Origin of the sequence: Actinoplanes campanulatus (assembly GCF_014647795.1) — a bacterium.
In the GTDB taxonomy this organism is placed as follows: Bacteria; Actinomycetota; Actinomycetes; order Mycobacteriales; family Micromonosporaceae; genus Actinoplanes; species Actinoplanes campanulatus.
This window is the reverse complement of record NZ_BMPW01000042.1, coordinates 1-18,124: the sequence shown is the minus strand read 5'-3', so window position 1 is coordinate 18,124 and position 18,124 is coordinate 1. Positions and strand designations below refer to the sequence as shown.

The 18,124-nt window shown below is 73.1% G+C and carries 20 protein-coding genes; 11 read left to right on the top strand and 9 right to left on the bottom strand.

From position 1 onward, the window contains the following. The first annotated feature begins 76 nt into the window (after nt 1–76). A complete protein-coding gene (locus IEZ13_RS44405; protein ID WP_183227901.1) occupies nt 77–892 on the top strand; it encodes a universal stress protein in 816 nt (271 codons plus the stop codon). Between the two features lie 89 nt (nt 893–981). After that, nucleotides 982–1,161, top strand: a complete 180-nt coding sequence (locus IEZ13_RS44400; RefSeq protein ID WP_183227902.1) for a CBS domain-containing protein — start codon at nt 982–984, stop codon at nt 1,159–1,161. 77 nt (nt 1,162–1,238) lie between these two features. Here IEZ13_RS44400 and IEZ13_RS44395 read toward each other — a convergent pair whose 3' ends face one another. The 5 genes from IEZ13_RS44395 to IEZ13_RS44375 all read right to left on the bottom strand — a co-directional run bounded on the left by IEZ13_RS44395 (nt 1,239) and on the right by IEZ13_RS44375 (nt 6,853). Further along, nucleotides 1,239–2,564 (bottom strand): sensor histidine kinase, encoded by a 1,326-nt coding sequence (locus IEZ13_RS44395; RefSeq protein WP_229795769.1) that lies wholly within the window; start codon nt 2,562–2,564, stop codon nt 1,239–1,241. Continuing rightward, complete coding sequence (locus IEZ13_RS44390; RefSeq protein WP_183227903.1) at nt 2,554–3,243, bottom strand: response regulator transcription factor; 690 nt, start codon at nt 3,241–3,243, stop codon at nt 2,554–2,556. Before IEZ13_RS44390 ends, IEZ13_RS44395 begins: the two co-directional genes overlap by 11 nt. Before the next feature lie 20 nt (nt 3,244–3,263). Then, nucleotides 3,264–3,737: a PNPOx family protein gene (locus IEZ13_RS44385; protein ID WP_183227904.1), complete on the bottom strand. Its 474-nt coding sequence runs from the start codon at nt 3,735–3,737 to the stop codon at nt 3,264–3,266. Nucleotides 3,738–3,830: 93 nt separating this feature from the next. Further along, nucleotides 3,831–4,481, bottom strand: coding sequence for a DUF2202 domain-containing protein (locus IEZ13_RS44380; protein ID WP_183227905.1), 651 nt, complete (start codon nt 4,479–4,481; stop codon nt 3,831–3,833). Beyond that, nucleotides 4,478–6,853 carry a heavy metal translocating P-type ATPase gene (locus IEZ13_RS44375; protein WP_203834143.1) on the bottom strand — a complete coding sequence of 792 codons (2,376 nt, stop codon included), beginning with the start codon at nt 6,851–6,853 and terminating at the stop codon, nt 4,478–4,480. The genes IEZ13_RS44380 and IEZ13_RS44375 overlap by 4 nt, the downstream gene beginning before the upstream one ends. Nucleotides 6,854–7,121: 268 nt before the next feature. On the opposite strand from IEZ13_RS44375, the gene IEZ13_RS44370 reads away from it, so the two are divergent. From IEZ13_RS44370 to IEZ13_RS44355, 4 genes are all read left to right on the top strand, one after another. Beyond that, nucleotides 7,122–7,577, top strand: coding sequence for a hypothetical protein (locus IEZ13_RS44370; protein ID WP_183227907.1), 456 nt, complete (start codon nt 7,122–7,124; stop codon nt 7,575–7,577). A gap of 489 nt (nt 7,578–8,066) precedes the next feature. Then, the gene (locus IEZ13_RS44365; protein ID WP_183227908.1) at nt 8,067–8,315 is read left to right on the top strand and encodes a hypothetical protein; all 249 of its coding nucleotides are present in this window, start codon (nt 8,067–8,069) and stop codon (nt 8,313–8,315) included. Between the two features lie 90 nt (nt 8,316–8,405). Next, nucleotides 8,406–8,789: a hypothetical protein gene (locus IEZ13_RS44360; RefSeq protein WP_183227909.1), complete on the top strand. Its 384-nt coding sequence runs from the start codon at nt 8,406–8,408 to the stop codon at nt 8,787–8,789. 55 nt (nt 8,790–8,844) lie between these two features. Further along, nucleotides 8,845–9,435, top strand: a complete 591-nt coding sequence (locus IEZ13_RS44355) for a DUF305 domain-containing protein (protein ID WP_203834144.1) — start codon at nt 8,845–8,847, stop codon at nt 9,433–9,435. 54 nt (nt 9,436–9,489) lie between these two features. On the opposite strand, the gene IEZ13_RS44350 is transcribed toward IEZ13_RS44355, so the two are convergent. Beyond that, nucleotides 9,490–10,500, bottom strand: a complete 1,011-nt coding sequence (locus IEZ13_RS44350) for a zinc-dependent alcohol dehydrogenase (protein WP_183227911.1) — start codon at nt 10,498–10,500, stop codon at nt 9,490–9,492. A gap of 233 nt (nt 10,501–10,733) precedes the next feature. Between IEZ13_RS44350 and IEZ13_RS44345 the strand changes: the two genes are divergently transcribed. From IEZ13_RS44345 to IEZ13_RS44325, 5 genes are all read left to right on the top strand, one after another. Further along, nucleotides 10,734–12,128 (top strand): polysaccharide deacetylase family protein, encoded by a 1,395-nt coding sequence (locus IEZ13_RS44345; protein ID WP_183227912.1) that lies wholly within the window; start codon nt 10,734–10,736, stop codon nt 12,126–12,128. Nucleotides 12,129–12,204: 76 nt separating this feature from the next. Continuing rightward, nucleotides 12,205–13,419: an ABC transporter ATP-binding protein gene (locus IEZ13_RS44340; protein ID WP_183227913.1), complete on the top strand. Its 1,215-nt coding sequence runs from the start codon at nt 12,205–12,207 to the stop codon at nt 13,417–13,419. A gap of 6 nt (nt 13,420–13,425) precedes the next feature. Then, the gene (locus tag IEZ13_RS44335; protein ID WP_203834145.1) at nt 13,426–14,250 is read left to right on the top strand and encodes a PspC domain-containing protein; all 825 of its coding nucleotides are present in this window, start codon (nt 13,426–13,428) and stop codon (nt 14,248–14,250) included. 16 nt (nt 14,251–14,266) lie between these two features. After that, a complete protein-coding gene (locus tag IEZ13_RS44330; protein ID WP_183227914.1) occupies nt 14,267–14,470 on the top strand; it encodes a hypothetical protein in 204 nt (67 codons plus the stop codon). A gap of 225 nt (nt 14,471–14,695) precedes the next feature. Further along, entirely contained in the window at nt 14,696–15,112 is a 417-nt protein-coding gene (locus IEZ13_RS44325; RefSeq protein WP_183227915.1) for a hypothetical protein, read from the top strand. A gap of 85 nt (nt 15,113–15,197) precedes the next feature. Here IEZ13_RS44325 and IEZ13_RS44320 read toward each other — a convergent pair whose 3' ends face one another. The 3 genes from IEZ13_RS44320 to IEZ13_RS44310 all read right to left on the bottom strand — a co-directional run bounded on the left by IEZ13_RS44320 (nt 15,198) and on the right by IEZ13_RS44310 (nt 17,726). Beyond that, entirely contained in the window at nt 15,198–15,941 is a 744-nt protein-coding gene (locus IEZ13_RS44320) for a lysophospholipid acyltransferase family protein (RefSeq protein WP_183227916.1), read from the bottom strand. A 2-nt stretch (nt 15,942–15,943) separates the two neighbouring features. After that, nucleotides 15,944–16,387 (bottom strand): universal stress protein, encoded by a 444-nt coding sequence (locus IEZ13_RS44315; protein ID WP_183227917.1) that lies wholly within the window; start codon nt 16,385–16,387, stop codon nt 15,944–15,946. A 136-nt stretch (nt 16,388–16,523) separates the two neighbouring features. Continuing rightward, entirely contained in the window at nt 16,524–17,726 is a 1,203-nt protein-coding gene (locus tag IEZ13_RS44310; protein ID WP_183227918.1) for an NAD(P)/FAD-dependent oxidoreductase, read from the bottom strand. Nucleotides 17,727–18,124 lie beyond the last annotated feature (398 nt).

The following is an 18,124-nucleotide window of genomic DNA, read 5'->3' as shown; positions in this document are numbered from 1 at the left end:
GGCGGGACCGCCCGGCCCTGGCCTGGCCGCCGGTCGGCCCTGCCCGCCCCGATGTGGAGCCATTTAGCGTACGGGTATGCGCAGTGTCGTGCCGGACGAGGAGAAGCTGCCCGTGGTGGTCGGCATCGATGGTGTGCCGGCCGAACTGGAGATCGTCGACATCGCCGCCGTGGAGGCGGAGCGTCGCGGCGTGCCGCTGGAGGTGGTACACGCCTGGCCCGGGCGGCACGGGGTCGCGCAGCGCCGCAAAGCCGGTCGGCTCGATCCCGAGGAGGACCGCCACCTGGTCGAGTTCGCCGCGCTGCGGGCCACGAACACGCACCCGAACCTGCGCGTGCACACCGAACTGGTCGACGACAGCGCCGCCGAGACGCTGATCGAGCGATCCCGGCACGCCGGGCTGCTGGTCATCCGGCACCGCGACGAGTCGGGGCTCGGGCACGGCTGGGGATCCACCGCGGCGTATCTGGCACACCACAGCGCCTGCCCCCTCATGGTCTACCGGGGACCGTCCCCGGCGCGCGGACCGGTCGTGGCCGCGGCGTCCGGACGGCACACCGCCACCGTCGACTACGCCTACCAGGCCGCCACCCGAACCGGCTGCCCGCTCGTGCTGGTGCACGTGAGCGAGCCGGGGGAGCCGGCCGACCCGTTGGCGGACCTGGCCGGGATCCGCTCCGGCGTGCCGGTGGAGCGGCTGCTGATCAGCGAGGCGGAGACCGCCTACACCGCCGAGCGCGCCTCCCGCCGCGGCCGTCTCCTGGTCGCCGGGCGCGGGCACAAAGGCTGGCTCGTCGAGCTGTTGTACAGCGTCACCAACGCGACCTCGGGCGGTCGGCGGCTCTGCCCGGTGCTGCTCGTGCCACCCGGCTGGCCGGTGGAACAGTGCTGAGACGGGGGCGATCGGCCCTGTCCGCGCGGCCTCCGCCGGGTGACGGTGGAGGTGATGCCCTCGCCGTACGGGTGAGGAAGGTGATTGTCATGCGGACCTGGATCGTGGACGACGTGATGACCAGGGAGGTCGTTCCCGTACCGCCGGAAGCGGGCTATCGCGAGCTGGTCGACCTGCTGATCGGCCGCCACATCAGCGCCGTCCCGTTGGCGGACCGGCTCGGCTTCGAGTTCGACGACCGTCCCGACGCGGTCCTCGGCCGGGTCTGACGGCCGTTCACCGCGGCGCCAGGACCTCCTCGAAGCCCTCGTGCGGGCATCCGGCCGGGACGGGGGGTGATGTCGCGTCACCCGTGAGGCAGCCGGATGGTGACGGTGACGCCGCCGCTGGGCGGGGACGCGATCGTGGTGGCGCCGCCATGTGCGGCGATCAGCTCCCGGACGACGGTCAGCCCGATCCCGGTGCCGGGAATCCGCTGGGCGTCACGGCCCCGCCAGAGGCGCTCGAACGCGTGCGGCAGCTCGTCCGGCGGTATCCCGGGCCCGGTGTCGGCGACCCGCAGCACCGCCTCATCGCCCTCGGTGCCGGCGTGGACGGTGACCCGATCGCCGGGCCGGCAGTACCGGACCGCGTTGGTCAGCAGGTTGGTGATCGCCTGGTGCAGCCGGTCGTGGTCGGCGCGCACCGCAACCGGCTCCGCCAAGCCGGCGACGACGGTCAGCCCGGCCGCGTCGAACCGGGGCCGCATCGCCGCCACCGCCGCACCGGCGATCTCGGCCAGGTCGGCGTCCACCGGGTGCAGTGACACCGGACCCGCCTCGGCGGCGGCCAGGTCGGCCAGGTCCTGCACGATCCGCCCCAGCCGCAGGCTCTGGTCGTGCAGGACGGCGAGGTGAGCCGGGTCGGCCGGGGCCAGCCCGTCGCGCAGCTCCTCCAGGCCGGCCTGTAGACCCGCCAGCGGGGTACGCAGCTCGTGCGCGACGTCGGCGGTCAGCCTCCGGCGTGCCGTGTCGGTGCGCGCCACCTCGTCGGCCATGCCGTCGAAGGCGCGCGCCACCTCGCCGAGCTCGCCGGGCGCGGTGAGCCGGGCCCGGGCCGCGCGGTCCCCGGCGGCGAAGCGGCGGGCCACTGCGGCGAGGACGATCAGCGGGCGGGTGAGGCGGCGGGTCACATATCCGCTGACGGCGAGCGCCGCCAGGAGCGCGGCTCCCGCGGCGCCAGCCACCCAGGCCCAGGCGACGCGGCGTTCGGTGTCCACGGTGGCCGAGAAGAACACCTGTACGCTGCCGACGCGTTGCCCGTCGACGGTGACCGGGGCGGTGGCCGCGGCGAGCCCGGCCATGCCCATCCCGTGCCCGTGACCGGGCCACACCATGGCGCCGTCCACGCCGCGGACCACCAGGCGGGCCCCGGACCTCTCGGCCAGCCCGGCGGCCGCTTCGAGGTCCGCGCCGGGCCAGCCGCCAGCGGTCCGGTACGCGCGCGCCGCGGCCGCCGCCACCCGTGCCGTTACCTGCCCCCGGCGCTGCTGTTCGGCGCTGGCCAGGCCACGGTCGGTGGCGACCCTCGCGGCCATCGACAGCACCACCACCGAGGAGAGGGCGACCAGCAGGAACGCGGCCAGCAGCCGCCGGCCGAGCGGGCTGGACAGGTACGGCCGCTCAGTGGTCACGGGGCCACCCCAGCCGGTAGCCGACGCCGAGTACGGTCTCGACCAGCCCGGCCGCCCCGGCGCCCAGCTTGCGGCGCAGGTTCTTCACGTGTGAGTCGATGGTGCGTTCGTAGCCGGGGAACTCGTACCCGTGAATGCGGTTTATCAGCTCGTAGCGGGAGTAGACGCGGCCCGGCGCCGAGGCGAGCGCGGTCAGCACACCCCACTCGGTGGGGGTCAGCTCCAGCGGGACGCCGTCGAGGCCGGCCAGGCGGCGGGCCTCGTCCAGGCGCAGTCGGCCGCCGCCGAAGGTGATCTCGGTGGTGGTGTCGCGCCGGTGGGTCCGATGCAGCACGGCGTCGACCCGCAGCACCAGCTCGGTGGGGGAGAAGGGTTTCGTCACGTAGTCGTCGGCGCCGCGCCGCAGCCCGTCGATCCGGTCCTCGACGGCGCTGCGGGCGGTGAGCACCACGACCGGGATTTCCCGGCCGTCGCGGGCCGCGCCCAGCACCTCGGCGCCGTCCACGTCGGGCAGCCCCAGGTCGAGGACCACCAGGTCCACCCCACCCCGGGCGAGCAGCCCGATAGCCTCGGCGCCGGACCCGGTGGTGTGCACCGCGTGCCCGGCCCGCTCCAGGTAGCGGCGTAGCAGCTCACGCAACTCCCGGTCGTCCTCCACGACGAGCACGGCGCCCGGCACGGCCGGTACCTCCTTCCCGGTCAGCGCAACGGCACCCGGGCCCGGGACCGTTGGGTGTCGCGCATCGCCGGCAGCGGCACGCCCAGGCCGTACGTCACATAGGGGCCGGCCGGGCGGATCTCCAGCACCACGCACCCGGAGCGACGCTCCGGCGGCATCAGACGGGCCAGCCGGGGTACGCGCTCCGCGTGCTCCGGCGGATGCACGGTGGCGATGGCCGGGAAGCTTATGGTCGCCGGCGGGATCGGGGCGACCAGCGACAGTAGGCCGCCCCGGCGCACGGGCACGGTCACCGCGATCATGCCCTCCTCACGGATGTGCCGGGCCTTCCAGCTGTTCTCGGCGACGACCACGTACATGCGGTCGCCGTCGACGGCGTAGAGAACCCCGCTGGAACGCGGCGCGCCGCCCGGGGTCACATGGCTGAGCACGGCGAACGACGCCTTGGACACCGCCGCCCAGACGTCACCCGCGGTCACGATGGAGCGCGACATCGGGACACCTCCTTCTCCACCTCCAGCCAACGGCCGCCGGGCGGCCCCGGACAGGGCCGAATGTCCCTGTCCGGGCCGACCACCCGGCGGCGGTCACCGGGTCGACCAGCGGGTGAAGGCGGCCAGATGCCGCTCCGAGGCGGTCAGCAGGCGGGTGTAGACCTGCTCGGCGTCCGGGGCGGACAGGCCGTCGAGTGCGGACCGCAGCGCGGCGATGTCGTCGCGTTCGGACTGTTGGGCGGCGGCGAGTGCGGCGGACAGGCTCTTCCCACCCTCGGCGAGCAGCTTGTCGTGGTCGGCCTGGACAGCGGGGTCGGTGAACGTGCCGGCCTTCTGATCCGCGGTCGGGTCGGTGACGCCGTAGCGCCGCAGCAGCGTGCGGACGGCGTCCAGGTGGTGGGTCTCGGCCATGGCGATGTGGTCGAAGATCGGGGCGTCGTAGCGGGCGGCGAAGGCCGCGTACAGGTCGTGGGCGAGCTTCTCCTTCTGCGCCAGCGCCGTCAGCGCCGCCTTCTGCGCGTCGTCCAGAGTGCCCTGCTCGGCGGTGAGTGATGAACCGGGGCAGGCGCCGTAGCCCATGCCCATGCCGTACCCGGGTCCGCGGTCCGCGGTTGCGGTTCCGGTCGGGGCGAAACCCCCGAACGGGCCGTGGCCGGCGAGCGCGGGGGCCGCCACCGTCGGGCCACCCAGCGTGAGCGCGCCGGCCGTTACCACGGTGGCCGCGCGGCGGGTGATGGTTTTCATGACTCCTCCTTCCTCTCCTCCTCACAGTGGCTCACCGTCGTGGCGGCGGAATGGAACCGATGTGGAGACGGCGTGGAGACCAGCGGCGGCACGAGGCTGAACGCGCCCTCCTCCTCCTGGTCGTTGTGCAGGCGCAGGATCGCGTACAGGCCGTAGAGCAGCCGCCGCACGTCGGTGACGTCCTCGGCGTCGGCCTGCCGCGACAGATCCCGGACGGTACGGTCGAGCCGCCCCACCTGATGTTCGATCTCGGCGTGGGTACGGCTCAGCCCGCTGGTCGCCTCCACCCCGCCGAGCGCCCGTGCCATGATCGGCAGCAGTTCCGCCTCCTCGGCCCGCTCGTGGGCCAGCAGCCGGTCCCGCAGGTCGCCCAGCAGATCCCGCACCGGGTCCAGGTCGTACGGGGGAACGTCGAGCCCGTCGGCGACGACCCGCACCCGCTCGACGACGGGGCGCATCTCCTGATGTTCGGCGTACAGGCCGCGGAGGGTGTCGACGTCGGCGGGCCGCAGCCGCACGGTGTGCCGCCGGCCCGGGACGAGGGCGGTCAGCGCGATGGCGATCGCCCCGACGTCGATGCCCTCCTGCATCAGCGCCCCGGCCACCGGGGACAGGAGCCCGGCGGCCGCGACCAGCATCGCCGCCACCGACAGGCCCATGCCGACGGCGACGGCCAGGACGGCGATGCGGCGGCAGCGCCGGGCGGTGAGGACGGCGTCGGCGAGCGCGTCGATGCGGTCCACGACGAGAACCACGTCGGCGGCCTCCGAACTGGCGGTCGCTCCACGGGCGGCGAGGGCGACGCCGACCCCGGCGGCGGCGAGGGCTGGCGCGTCGTTGATGCCGTCCCCGACCATGATCGTCGGCGCTGTCGCCTGCTCGGCGCGGACCACCCGCAGTTTGTCGGCCGGGTCGCAGCCGGCGTGCACGGCGTCGACCCCGACCACCCGGCCGACGGTCTCGGCCGGGTCGGCGTGGTCGCCGGTGACCAGCACGACGCGGCCGATGCCGGCGGTGCGCAGCGCCCGTACCATCCGGGGTGCCTGCGGGCGAACCGGATCCTCCAACAGCAGCACACCGGCCGGCTCGCCGTCGACCGCGGCGAACACGGTCAGCGAGCCGTCGAGGTCGGCGCGCCGGCGGGCATGCCGCATCCACGCTGGCAGCGGGCCGCGTACTGTGTCGGAGGCCTTGCCGAGATGCACCCGGCGGCCGTCGACGACGCCCTCGATGCCGTGGCCGTGCCGTTCCCTGACCTGCTCGGGGGCCGCGGGCCGCAGGCCGCGGTCGCGGGCGGCGGCCACGATGGCGCCGGCGAGCAGGTGGGCCGAGCTCTGTTCGAGGCCGGCGGCCAGGCGCAGCACCTCGGCGGCGGACAGTGGGCCGCCGACCGGCGTGATCACCTCCGTGAGCACCGGCCGTCCGGCGGTCAGCGTGCCGGTCTTGTCGAACAGCAGGACCCGCCCGGCGGCCAGCCGTTCCAGGGCCGCGCCGCCCTTGACCACGACACCGCCGCGGGCCATCCGGGAGATGCCCGAGATGATCGCGATGGGCGCGGCCAGCAGCAGGGGGCACGGCGTCGCGACGACCAGTACGGCGACGGCCCGAACCGGGTCGCCGGAGAGCGCCCAGGCGATTCCCGCCAGAAGCAGGGTCACCGGTACGAAGGCGACCGCGGCCCGGTCGGCGAAACGCACGAACGGCGCGCTCTGCGCCCGGGCCTGCTCGACCAGGCGGACCACTCCGGCGTAGGTCGAGGCCTCGGCGGTCGCGGTGGCGGTCATCCGGAACGGCTGGCCGGCGTTCACCGTCCCGCTGCGGACGTCCTCGCCGGCCCGATGCTCCACCGGCGCGGGCTCCCCGGTCAGCGCGGACTCGTCGAGCACTCCGCGATCGAGCAGCCGACCGTCCACCGGCACGACTTCTCCGGCGCCGACCACGAGATGGTCACCGGGTGTCACCTCATCCACCGGCATCTCGACCGGCCCGGTCACGGTGTCCCGCCGTGCGGTCCGCGGCGCCCGGTTGGCCAGGACGCTCAAATCGTGGCGGGCCCGCGCCTCGGCGCGGGACTCCAGCAGAGCGCCGCCGGCCAGCATGACCGCGATCACCGCGCCGGCCAGCGGCTCACCGATCCACAGCGAGCCGGCCAGCGCCAGCCAGGCGATGACGTCCACGCTCGCCTCCCGCCGGCGGGCCGCGGCCACCAGGGTCGCGGTCGACCAGCCGAGCCCGAGCAGGGTGGCGGTCAGCCAGGCCAGGGCGGCTGCCTCGTCCCGGCCGCCCCCGGACAGCGCCAGACCGGCCGCCAGTAGCACCGTCGTTGTGAGGGACAGCGCCTGTTCCCGTTGCCGCCACCACCGTCGCATCATGTCCTCCCCGGTTCCACCCTCGAGGGAGGTCGGCCGGGACGGCAGGGCCGCACGGCCCGACAGCGCGGGACGGGCCCTCCGGCCCTGTACCGCGCGAGGGGGCGGCGTCCAGCGTGACGGCCACGTTCCACCTCGGGAGCGGTTCGGGGTGTCGACGGCACCCACCTGATCCCTTTCGGCCACCACGGCCGAAGGTCACGCCGATACGGGCCGGGCAGCCCTGACTTCAGACCGTTACTGATCGACATGCGTCGCTCATAGCCTGCGGGTGAGTTTCGGCGGTGGCGTCCGGGGCGTGCTGGCCGGAACGTACCGGACCGCCGACGGCCGCGAGGAACTCTTCCTGACCTTCGCCTTCAACGCCGCCCAGCAGCAGTTCCGACTGCTCGCGCCGGGAATCGTGGACTGGGCGACCCGTGGGGTGCACCTGGGCTACCGCCGCAACTACCTGTCGGTCCACGTCGACGACGTGTTGCTCGGCGACCGCCGGTGGAGCGTCACGGGCGACTGCACCCCGGGCGAGGACTGCACCGGTGTCCAGGAGACCGCCGAGATCCGGATGACTCCCGCCGACGTCGCGTACGCGGCGCGCTGGCAGGCCGCGACCGGGTTCACCCTGGATCTGGTGTTCAACGGCTCCGGCGGCGTGGAGGCGGCACGGGCCGCCGGCGGGCGCGACGAGCTCACCGAGGCGCTGCTGGCCGCCGCCGGCCGGTTCCGGTAGGTCAACCACACCTACAGCCATCAGTACCTCGGCTGCGTTCAGGACCTCGCGGTCACGCCGTGGCGATACCGCACCGACGGCGCCGAGACCGTCTGGGCCGGCGCCGGCCTGATCGGCGACGAGATCACCCGCAACATTGCCTGGGGCCGCGACAACGGGCTCGACCTGCGAACCACGGAACTGGTCACCGGCGAGCACTCTGGGCTGCGCAACCCGCCCCGACAGCCGGCCGACAACCCGAACCTGGCCGGCGCCATCGAGGACGCCAAGGTCCGCTGGCTGGCCGCCGACGCCTCGCGGATACCGGAGCCGGAGCGCGTCGGCGCCGCCTGGACCGTCCCCCGCTACCCGATCGAGCTGTTCTTCAACGTCGGCACGGCCGCCGAGGAGGTCGACGAGTACAACGTCCTCAACGCTGCCCGGTGCACCGGGGGCCCGTCCGCCTGCCGCGCTCCACTCGACCCGGTCACCGGCTGGACCGACGCGGTCGTGCCGGCCGAGGCTCGCGCGATCCTCGCCCGGATGCAGGCCAACGACCCTCGCCCGTACTACGTGCACCAGGCCAACCTGGCCGAGGAACGCCTGCTCTACCCGCTGCTGGACCGGGTCCTGGACCAGTACCGGACGCTGTACGCGGACACCGCGCCGATCGTCTGCCAGTCGATGTCCGACAACGGGGTGGCGCTGCGCCGGCAGGACCCCGCGCCCGGGACGTCGGTCCACCGCGGACAGGTGTGATCACCCGACCAGCCCGGCGCCGATCAGCGCCACCCGTGGGCCATGGGCACGCCGTGGTCCCGGCGGCCCGAGGCTGGGTATCGTTGCCGCGTGCAGCAGCCCTCCGACCGGATCAGACTCCGTCTCGTGCGGCTGGTCCTGATGGCCTGCACGGTGCTCGGCCTGGCCACCATGCACACGCTGGGCCACCGACACACTCACGACCCCGGTCACGTGATGGCGGCGATTGCCGGCGGCGGGCACCACGACGAGTCCGCTCCCGGCCCGGATCCCTCGGTGACGTGGAGCGTCTGCCTGGCGGTGCTGACCGCGCTGGGCGTGCTCGTGCTGTTGCTCGGCCGACCGCCGCGGCTGTGGACTGCCGGGCCGGATCCGCGCCCGGGCGCTGCCCCGGCCCGATCGGCGGCCTCCCGGGCGCCGCCTCGCCGTCCCGTCGGGTTGAGGGTGGCTTCGATCTCGGTGCTGCGTTTATAGCGGGCCCGCCCCACTCCCGCCCATGTTCGCAGCAATGACTGAGAGAGGTTCCACCATGACCACCCGTACGATGCCGCTGTTCACCGCCGCCGCCGTCGCCCTGATTACCCTCGCCGCCTGCGGCGGCGACCACGGCTCGTCCAGTCACGGCGCCGCCACCCCGGTGGCGAGCCCGTCGGCCGGGGCGGTGTTCGCCGACGCCGACGTGGCGTTCGCCCAGCACATGGTTGTGCACCACCGGCAGGCGGTGGAGATGGCCGTCCTGGCTCCCGAACGGGCCGCGTCCGCCGAGGTGAAGAAGCTGGCCGCGGCCATCGAGGCGGCCCAGGCCCCGGAGATCAGCACGATGACCGGCTGGCTCGGCGCCTGGGGCGCGGCGGTGCCCGAGGCCGGCCACGACTCCGGCCACGAGACGATGCCGGGCATGATGTCCGACGCGGACATGACGGCGCTGGCCGCCGCCAAGGGCGCCGCGTTCGACGAGCGGTTCCTCACCCTGATGATCGCCCACCACGAGGGCGCGATCACGATGGCCGGGGAGGCGTCGGCGAAGGGCGCCAACCCGGAGGCGAAGGCGCTGGCCGCCGCCATCGTCACCGACCAGCGGGCGGAGATCGCCGAGATGCGGGCCCTGCTGGCGGAGTAGAAGACGCCGCCCGGCGGCCGGGAACTCCCCGGCCGCCGGGCGGCCGCACCCCGCTCAGGGAATCAGCACCAGGCGCGCCGGGACCCGGCTGTCCAGCACGTCCTCGATGGAGTCGTTGATGGCGCCGAGCGTGCGCGTCTCGTAGAGCACCTCGGTGCGCCCGGCCGCGTGCAGCCGGAACACCTCGGCCAGGTCGGCGCGGGTGCCGACGATCGAGCCGATCACCCGGATGCCCTTGAGCACGGTCTGGAAGACCGGCAGCGAGATCGCGTTGTCCTTCGGCAGCGACACCAGGATCAGCCGTCCGCCACGCCGCAGCGACGCGTGCGCCTGCTCGATGACCCGCGGGTCGGCGGCCAGGACCACGGCCACGTCGGCGCCGCCGAGAGCCTCGATCGCCGCGACCGGATCCGTCTTCGCCGCGTTGACCACGTGCGCGGCGCCCAGCCGCCGGGACAGTTCCAGCTTCTCCTCGGTGACGTCCACGCCGATGGTCTCGCCACCGAAGATCTGCGCGTACTGCTGCGCCAGATGTCCCAGCCCGCCGATCCCGAAGATCGCCACCCGGTTGCCCGGCGTCACCCCGCCCACCTTGACCGCCTTGTACGTGGTGACCCCGGCGCAGGTCAGCGGCGCAGCCTCGGCCGGACTGATGCCGTCGGGGACCCGCACCACGTACTTCGCGTCGGCGACCAGGTACTCGGCGTGCCCGCCGTCGATTGCGTACCCGGTGTTCAGTTGCGCCTCGCAGAGCGTCTCCCAGCCGGTGACGCAGTATTCGCAGGTCCCGCAGGCGTGACCCAGCCACGGGATCGCTACCCGTTCGCCGGCCGCCGGGACGGCCACTCCCTCGCCCGCCTTGTCGACGACGCCGACGCCCTCGTGGCCGGGGGTGAATGGCAGCGCCGGCTTGACCGGCCAGTCCCCACGCGCGGCGTGGATGTCGGTGTGGCACAGTCCGCTCGCCTCGAGGCGTACCCGGATCTGCCCGGGCCTCGGCTCCGGAACGGCTACCTCCCGGATCTCCAACGGCTTGTCGAATGCGGTGACGACGGCGGCGCGCATCGGCTGCTCCTCTCTGGTCGAACCTGGTGATCTCATCCTCGCCCTCGAGGTCGGCGCTGGTCAGGGTCGTTGTGCCCGGTCCTCCGGCAGGGCTCCATCGACGTCGGTGCACTGATCGGGACCAACGACTCTGAACGTCCGCGCGTCGACGTCGGACGGTGGGAGTGGAGCGCGGGCGAGGAGGCCCGCGCATGGAGGTGATCCCTGTGGACACACGGTGGTCGACATCATTCATGTCCACTTCGGCCCGGGCGGCGCTGCGTACCGCGGTGATCGCCCTGACAGTCCCGGCCCTCGCCGTCATCGGCGGGATCGCGGCGCGCCCCGCCGCCGCGGCCGATACCATGCCCTACCGAGCGCAGGTCTTCACCCAGGGGTACGACACGGGCAAGGTCGCCACCCTGACCTTCGACCTGGACTGGCGCACCGGCACCGCCACCGAGAACGCGGCGAGCAAGGCGAACCTGGAGACGGTTCTGCGGGTGTTCGCCGGCAACGGCATCACCGGCGGCTTCGGTGTGACCGGGCGGTTCGCCGCGCAGAATCCGGGCGAGGCGCGGAACATCGCCGACCAGGGGCACAAGATCTTCAACCACAGTTACAGCCATCCCGACTTCATGACGCTCACCCAGGCGCAGCGCTGGTCGCAGTTGGACCGGACGGAGGCGGCCTTCCGCGCGGCCGGGATTGCCTCGGCCGGCTGGTTCCGGGCGCCGTACCGGTCCGGGTACATGAACGCGGGCCTCAACCGCGACCTCGCGCTGCGCGGCTTCTACATCAACGCCGACTGGACCTTCGACACCACCGGCTACCAGGCCGCCGACTGGACCACGGTGAGCGCCCGCATCGACCGCTATCTCAAGCCCGGCGCGATCATCGTGATGCACGTGACCACGCCCTCCACCGATCCGGGCAACCTGCAGAGGATCATCGACAAGATCAAAGGCATGGGGTACGCCTTCGTGAGCCCCTTCCAGGCGGTCACCCGTGGACCGATCCGGGCGGTGTACCTGGCCGCCGGCGGACCGTCCTCGCTGGGTGCCGCGACCACCGGGCCGATGCAGGCCAGTACGGCCGGCACCGAGGTCCAGTGGTTCCAGAAAGGACGGCTCTACCACTCGACGGCGACCGGCGCCCACGCGGTGCGCGGCGCGATCCTCACCAAGTACCGCGCGATGGGCACGGTCGGGTCCTTCCTGCGCTACCCGGTCACTGACGAGCAGCCCGGCGCGGGCGGCGGCTGGCACAGCACCTTCCAGGGCGGATCGATCTACTGGTCGTCGGCGACCGGCGCCCATGAGGTGCACGGCGCCATCCGTACCAAATGGTTGGCTCTCGGCGGCGAGGCCGGTTACCTCGGGTACCCGCGGTCCGACGAGAAGGTGGTCAGCGTGGGCCGGGCTGTGCAGTTCCAGCGCGGCAACGTCTACTGGAACAGCCGTGACGGCGCCCACGTGGTTGGCGGCGCCATCCTGACCCGCTACCTGGCGCTCGGCGGCACCGGCAGCCGACTGGGCCCGCCCACCAGCGACGAGTACACCGTCGCCACGGGCCGGCGCAGCGATTTCCGGAACGGCTCGCTGATCTGGAACAGGACCACCAACACGGTCACCGTCGTCTACCGGTGACCCGGCGTCCCCGCTGATCACCGGCCGGGGCCGGGCCTACCGTCCCGGCCCCGGCCGCACTACCTGAGGAGGCGGCATGTCCGCCGTACGGCTGGAGCATCTCACCAAGACCTTCCCCGGCGGGGCGGCGCCCGCGGTCGACGACGTCAGCCTGACCATCCGGGACGGCGAGTTCCTGGTCCTGGTCGGCCCGTCCGGCTGCGGCAAGTCCACGATCCTGCGGATGATCGCCGGGCTGGAGGACACCACCTTCGGGGATGTCGTCATCGACGGCCAGAAGGTGACCGACTGGGCGCCGAAGCAGCGGGACATCGCCATGGTGTTCCAGAACTACGCGCTCTACCCGCACATGACCGTTGCCGAGAACATGGGCTTCGCCCTGCGACTGCGGCGCCGGCCGAAGCCCCGGATCCGCGAGCAGGTGGAGGACACCGCGCATCTGCTCGGCCTGGAGGAGTACCTGGAGCGCAAGCCCAAGGCCCTGTCCGGCGGGCAGCGGCAGCGGGTCGCCATGGGCCGGGCCCTGGTCCGGCGCCCGCGGGTGTTCCTGCTCGACGAGCCGCTGTCCAACCTGGACGCCAAGCTGCGGGTGTCGATGCGCGCTGAGCTGGCCCGGCTGCACCAGCGATACCGGGTCACCACCGTGTACGTCACCCACGACCAGGTCGAGGCGATGACCCTCGGCGACCGCATCGCGGTGCTGAACCGGGGGCGGCTGCAACAGGTCGGCACCCCGGAGGAGCTCTACCTGGCGCCGGCGAACCGGTTCGTGGCCGGGTTCATGGGCTCGCCCAGCATGAACTTCGCGACCGTGGTGCTGCACGACGGCGACCCGGTCACCATGTCGCTGGACGGCGCCGTGTTCCCCTTCCCGGACGTGCTGCGCCGCTGCCCGGACCTGGCCGGCCGCTTCGGCGAGGAGATCGTCCTCGGACTGCGCCCGGCCGCGTTCTCGCTGGCCGGACCGGACTCGGCAGCGGTCGTCGAGGCGGTGCCGCTCGGCGTGGAGGCGCTCGGCGACGAGAAGCACGTGCTGTTCGAGGCGCCCCACGGCGGCGGTGCCGCCACCTCGGGCGACCCTGGTGACGTGCCGGTGGCCGTGGACGAGTCATCGGTCAGCCGATTGTGGACCGCCAAGGTGCAGCAGCACGCCGGCCTGGCGATCGGCCGCCCGGTCCGGCTCGCGCTCGACCTGTCGGCGGCCTACTTCTTCGACGCCGCCGACGGCTACGCCATTCCGCGGCGGGAACCCGAGCCGGTCGCCGCGGGAGTCTCCGGGGCCGGGGGGTGATCAGTCATGACGATGCCGGAGACGCCGGTCCGCAGGTTGCGGCGCAGCCGCGCGGACCGGGTGCTCGGCGGCGTGTGTGGTGGTCTCGGCCGGTACTTCGGTGTCGACCCGGTGCTGCTGCGGATCGCCGCGGTGGCGCTGGCGCTGGCCACCGGTGTCCTGGCGTACCTCATCGCCTGGGCGGCCGTACCGGACGACGATGGTGAGCCGATGCCCGACCGGCCCCGGCCCGGCCCGAACGCGCTGTCCTGGTATGCCGGCCTCGTGCTGATCACCCTCGGCGCCGTTCTGATGCTGCGGCTCGCGGTGCCGTGGATCGAGGCGAGCGTGGCCTGGCCGCTGCTCGACGGCCGCGGCGTGCCGGTGCCGTGGCGGGCACTGCCCGCGGCCGCGTTGATAGTCGTCGGCCTCGTCGTGGTGGCGCTGCGGCGGGTTCCGGGCGCGCTGGCCGCGCTGGCCACGGTGCTGCTGCTGGCCGCCGTGGTGGCGGCCCTGCCGGTGGAACGGTACGCCGGCCCGATCGGCGCGCGCAAGATCGCGCCCGCCGTGGCCCAGTGGCCGGTGGACACCACCGTCGGTGTCGGCACCCTGACCGTCGACCTGACCGGCCGGGAGCTGCCCGCCGACGGTCGGATGGACGTCACGGTCGGCGTCGGCAAGCCGGCCCTCACCGTGCCGTCCGGCGCGCCGGTGCACATCCTGGCCGCCGTCGGCGCCGGGGATATCCGGGTGGACGGCAGGTCGGTGAGCAACGGCGTCGAGCCGCGTTGGCCCCAGCCGGCCGGCGGCACCGGCGCCGCGGTACGGGTCGACGCCCGCGTCGGCACCTGAGTGATCGAGGTGTGGCATGAATGAGAACCCGCGCCCGCTGATGGCCTTCGTTTTCGGCCTGATCTGTGCCCTGAACGGGATGGTCCTGCTGCTCGCCGCCCTGGGCGTGTGGCGGCCGTCACTCGCCTGGGCGGTGCTGTCGACGCTGGCGGCAACCGGTGTCGCGCTGATGGCCGGCGGTGTTCCGGATGCCGGCCGCCGACGGTGGGGCCGGTCGTGACCGGCGGTGTGTGGCGGACCTGGACGGTGACCGTGACGGCGGCCGAGGTGGCCGGTTTCCTGGCGCCCGTCGCCGTCGGGGCGCTCACCGCCGACCGGGGTGTGGACCGTCACGGTGCCCGGCGTTGCTGGCCGCCGGGGTTGCCGAGGGGACGCTGCTCGGCTGGGGCAGGCCGTGGTCCTGCGGCGAGAGCTGCCGGGCTTTCCGCGGCGCCGGTGGATTCTGATGACCGCGGCAGCCGCGGTTCTCGCGTACGCCATCGGACTTCTGCCGTCGTCGGCGACCGGCGTGTGGCAGCGGTGGCCGGCCGCCGTGCAGGCGTCCGTCGGTGTGGTGCTCGGGTTGGTGCTGCTGAACTCGATCGGGGTGGCGCAGTGGACGGTGCTGCGTCGCCTCGTGCCGCAGGCTGCCCGGTGGATCGGCTGGAGCGCGGTCGGCTGGCTCGCCGGCCTGACCGTGTTCCTGCTGTTCACGATGCCCCTGTGGCATCCGGGTCAGGACCTGGCCGTGACGATCGCGATCGGGGTGGCGGGCGCCGTGCTGATGGCCGCCACCATGGCCGCGATCACCGGGCGCTGCGTGTGGGGCTGGTTCGGCGGCCCGGCACCGGCAGTCGCGCGTATCTCGCCGGCACGCCGCTGACCGGGCGTCCGGGCCGGCCATGGTCAGCGGGCGCCCGCCACCGCCTGCTCCGGCCAGTCGGAGAGGACGTCCAGGTAGGTGTGTCTCAGTGCGGCCACCCGTTCGCCGAGGGTGTCGGCGGTCCAGCCGTCGGTGGGATCGGGTCGAGCACCGCGACGTCGACCGTTCCCGGGTTGACCAGCAGCGAGCGCCGCCAGGCCAGGTCGCCGGTGTTGCGCAGCACGATCGGGACTCCGGCCTGCATGTCGATGTGGAAGGCGCCCTTCTTGAACCGGCCCGGGATGGGGGTGGGCATCCGGGTGCCCTCCGGCAGGACGAGGATCGACGTGCCGTCGCGCAGCCGGCTCACCACCCCGTCCATGGTGCGGCGGGCGCTGGCAGGGTTCGACCGGTCGATCCACACCGGGTCGAGGCCGGTGGGGATCACCATCATCCGTGGGTCGTGCCCGGCCTCGCCCCGAGCCTCGGCGATCATCCGGCCGACCTCGTGCAGTTGTTCGTATACCACCGCGACCGGCACGATCACCGCCCGGGCGCCGGGGTCTGCGTCGAGGGCATCGATCACGTAGCGCAGCACGCCGTACACGGGTGGGCGCAGCTTGCCGGTGCGGGTCCGGCCGCCCTCGATCGACCAGCACAGGTTGCGCCGGTGGCGGATCAGCCGGGCGATGTACGCGCGCAGCTTCACCTGGTACAGCGGCAGGTAGGCGATGGACCGGCGGATGTAGACGAACCCGGCCCGGCTCAGCAGGTGGTGGAACGGGAATCGGTCCAGGTTCGCACCGGCCAGCACCTCGCAGGGGGACGCGACATCGGTGCGGCCGTTCACCCTCATCGTTCGGCGGCGGGGTAGACCGGTCGACGGGCCGAACCTCCCGCCCCGGCGTACCCCGGTCCCACCAGGACCGGACAGGACGCGTGTGCCGCCACCCGCTCCGGCAGGGTGCCCCATCCACCGTGCCCGGCCGGACGGGCCGGCTCGCCGAGCACGATCAGCCCGGCAGCCCGGCTCGTCGCCCGCAGGATGAGCACCGGGTCACCGCTGATCACGGCAGTGCTGACCGGTACGCCCGGCGCGGCCGCCCGGGACTGCTCCGCGGCGGCGCTGACGATCAGGGCAGCGTCGTCGCGGGTGGATTCGGGCCGGGCCACATACACGATCCGTAACGCCTGCCGGGCTGCGGCCGCCTCGCGGGCGGCCACCTCGACGGCCGTGTGTGCGGCCGGCGAGCCGTCGGTGCCGACGACGATCGGGGCGGCGGAGAGGCTGGTCACGATGGTTCACCTCCGATGCGGGGGTCCTCCTCCCAGGATCTCTCTCCGGGTGGGCCGACGGTCGGGGCGAAGGTCCCGAGCCTCCCGGGCCGGTTCGGCGCGCGGTGGCTGAGGCGGGCTCGGCCGGCCCTGACCGTCACGGGAGGCTGACGTGCCCGGCCCGCATCTTCCACAGGTAGTACTTCTCGAAGGCGATCTTGAAGGCGTGGTTCTGCGGACCGGGCACGAGCACACCGTGCCTACGCGGCGGCAGCATCCGGTCGGCGAGGATCAGCACGCCGTTGTTGCCGGCGTCCATCACGCACACCGCCGGGATCTCGCCGAACGTCTGGTGGTCGGCCGGGGCCTCGCCCCGGATCTGGGCGGCGATGTTGCGGGCCGCGACATGCGCCATCCGCTCGGTCGGCAGTCCCGTCTTCGGCACGCCCACCGGTGTCGGCGTCGTCCAGGGCGCCTGCACCGCGGCGGCCAGCCCGACGGCGTAGACGTCGTCGAAGAGCAGGCTCTGGTAGGTGTCGCGGACCTCGACGTACCCGGCCGGGTTGGTCAGCCCGGGGGTGGCGGTGAGGAACTCCTGTCCGGCGAAAGGCGGCACGATCATCGCGAACCGGAAGGGGATCCGTTCGCCGCCGGTGGTCACCACGGCGTCCTCGTCGACCGTTTCGAGCGCGGTGTCCGTACGGAAATCGATGTTCTCCTTCTTGAGGAACATGCCGAGCAGCTTCTCGCCGTGCGGCAGGCCGCCGATGCCGAAGTGGCCCAGGAACGGCTCCGCGGTCACGTACGTGATCCGGGTCCGTCGTTTCAATCCGGCCCTGCGCAACTGGTACGAGGTGTTGAAGAGGAATTCGTAGGCCGCCCCGAAGCAACTGGCCTCCTGGGTGGCGCCGATGACGATGTCGCCCGGCGTCTCGCGGAAGGCCCGCCAGGCCTCGCCGGCACGGGTCGCGCCGTCCAGTGTGGTGATGCTGTACGCGTTCTGCCGCAGCCCTTCGACGGCGTCCGGCCGGTCCCGCGCCCCGGTGGCGATGAGCAAGTAGTCGTAGTGGTGCTCGGCCCCGGAGACGGTCCGCACGATGTGGCCGAGCGGGTCGATCCCGGCCGCCGCGTCCACCACGAACTCCACCCCGGCCTGCTCGAACGTCGGCGCGACCGGGAAGGTGATGTCCGCACGGTCGCGCTTGCCGAACGGCAGCCAGATCAGCGACGGGCTGAACAGGAAGTGGTCGCGGTCGCTGAGCACGGTCACGTCGACGTCCCCGTGCAACTCGTCGCGGAGTGAGATGGCGGCGGTGAGACCGCCGAAGTTGCCGCCGAGCACCAGAACCTTGGCCCGCATGACTGCCTCCTGACGTCGGGGTTATCCCGAAAATACCCCCGGGGGTATATGACCGGCAGGGCCGGACGTCCCGAGCTCCCTTGTCTCTGTCGGCCGCCTTGTCGCTATGCCCAGGGGTATCTGTTCCGTGGCCGCATACGGGTAACGGGACATATTCGTGCCCCGCCCTCGCTGGATGACGGGCGGGCCGGCCCTCACTGTCCGTAATATCGTTGATGTGGCCGGGTGGGGGTCGTAGGTCCCTACCCCGCGGGCCGACGGGCGACCACTGTGAAGGGGAAGGATTCGCGACCCCGGGAGGCCACGATGCGGACATGGAGTGTTGGTGACGTGATGACCCAGGCCGTCGTCGCGGTGCGGGAGGAGACCTCGTACCGGGAGGTGGTGGACTTGCTGAT

What these genes read in the sequence shown, in the direction of transcription:
- IEZ13_RS44405 (WP_183227901.1), top strand. Translation starts at nt 77, where the DNA reads ATGCGCAGTGTCGTGCCGGACGAGGAGAAGCTGCCCGTGGTGGTCGGC.
- IEZ13_RS44400 (WP_183227902.1), top strand. Translation starts at nt 982, where the DNA reads ATGCGGACCTGGATCGTGGACGACGTGATGACCAGGGAGGTCGTTCCC.
- IEZ13_RS44385 (WP_183227904.1), bottom strand. Translation starts at nt 3,737, where the DNA reads ATGTCGCGCTCCATCGTGACCGCGGGTGACGTCTGGGCGGCGGTGTCC.
- IEZ13_RS44380 (WP_183227905.1), bottom strand. Translation starts at nt 4,481, where the DNA reads ATGAAAACCATCACCCGCCGCGCGGCCACCGTGGTAACGGCCGGCGCG.
- IEZ13_RS44375 (WP_203834143.1), bottom strand. Translation starts at nt 6,853, where the DNA reads ATGATGCGACGGTGGTGGCGGCAACGGGAACAGGCGCTGTCCCTCACA.
- IEZ13_RS44355 (WP_203834144.1), top strand. Translation starts at nt 8,845, where the DNA reads ATGACCACCCGTACGATGCCGCTGTTCACCGCCGCCGCCGTCGCCCTG.
- IEZ13_RS44350 (WP_183227911.1), bottom strand. Translation starts at nt 10,500, where the DNA reads ATGCGCGCCGCCGTCGTCACCGCATTCGACAAGCCGTTGGAGATCCGG.
- IEZ13_RS44345 (WP_183227912.1), top strand. Translation starts at nt 10,734, where the DNA reads ATGTCCACTTCGGCCCGGGCGGCGCTGCGTACCGCGGTGATCGCCCTG.
- IEZ13_RS44340 (WP_183227913.1), top strand. Translation starts at nt 12,205, where the DNA reads ATGTCCGCCGTACGGCTGGAGCATCTCACCAAGACCTTCCCCGGCGGG.
- IEZ13_RS44335 (WP_203834145.1), top strand. Translation starts at nt 13,426, where the DNA reads ATGACGATGCCGGAGACGCCGGTCCGCAGGTTGCGGCGCAGCCGCGCG.
- IEZ13_RS44330 (WP_183227914.1), top strand. Translation starts at nt 14,267, where the DNA reads ATGAATGAGAACCCGCGCCCGCTGATGGCCTTCGTTTTCGGCCTGATC.
- IEZ13_RS44325 (WP_183227915.1), top strand. Translation starts at nt 14,696, where the DNA reads ATGACCGCGGCAGCCGCGGTTCTCGCGTACGCCATCGGACTTCTGCCG.
- IEZ13_RS44310 (WP_183227918.1), bottom strand. Translation starts at nt 17,726, where the DNA reads ATGCGGGCCAAGGTTCTGGTGCTCGGCGGCAACTTCGGCGGTCTCACC.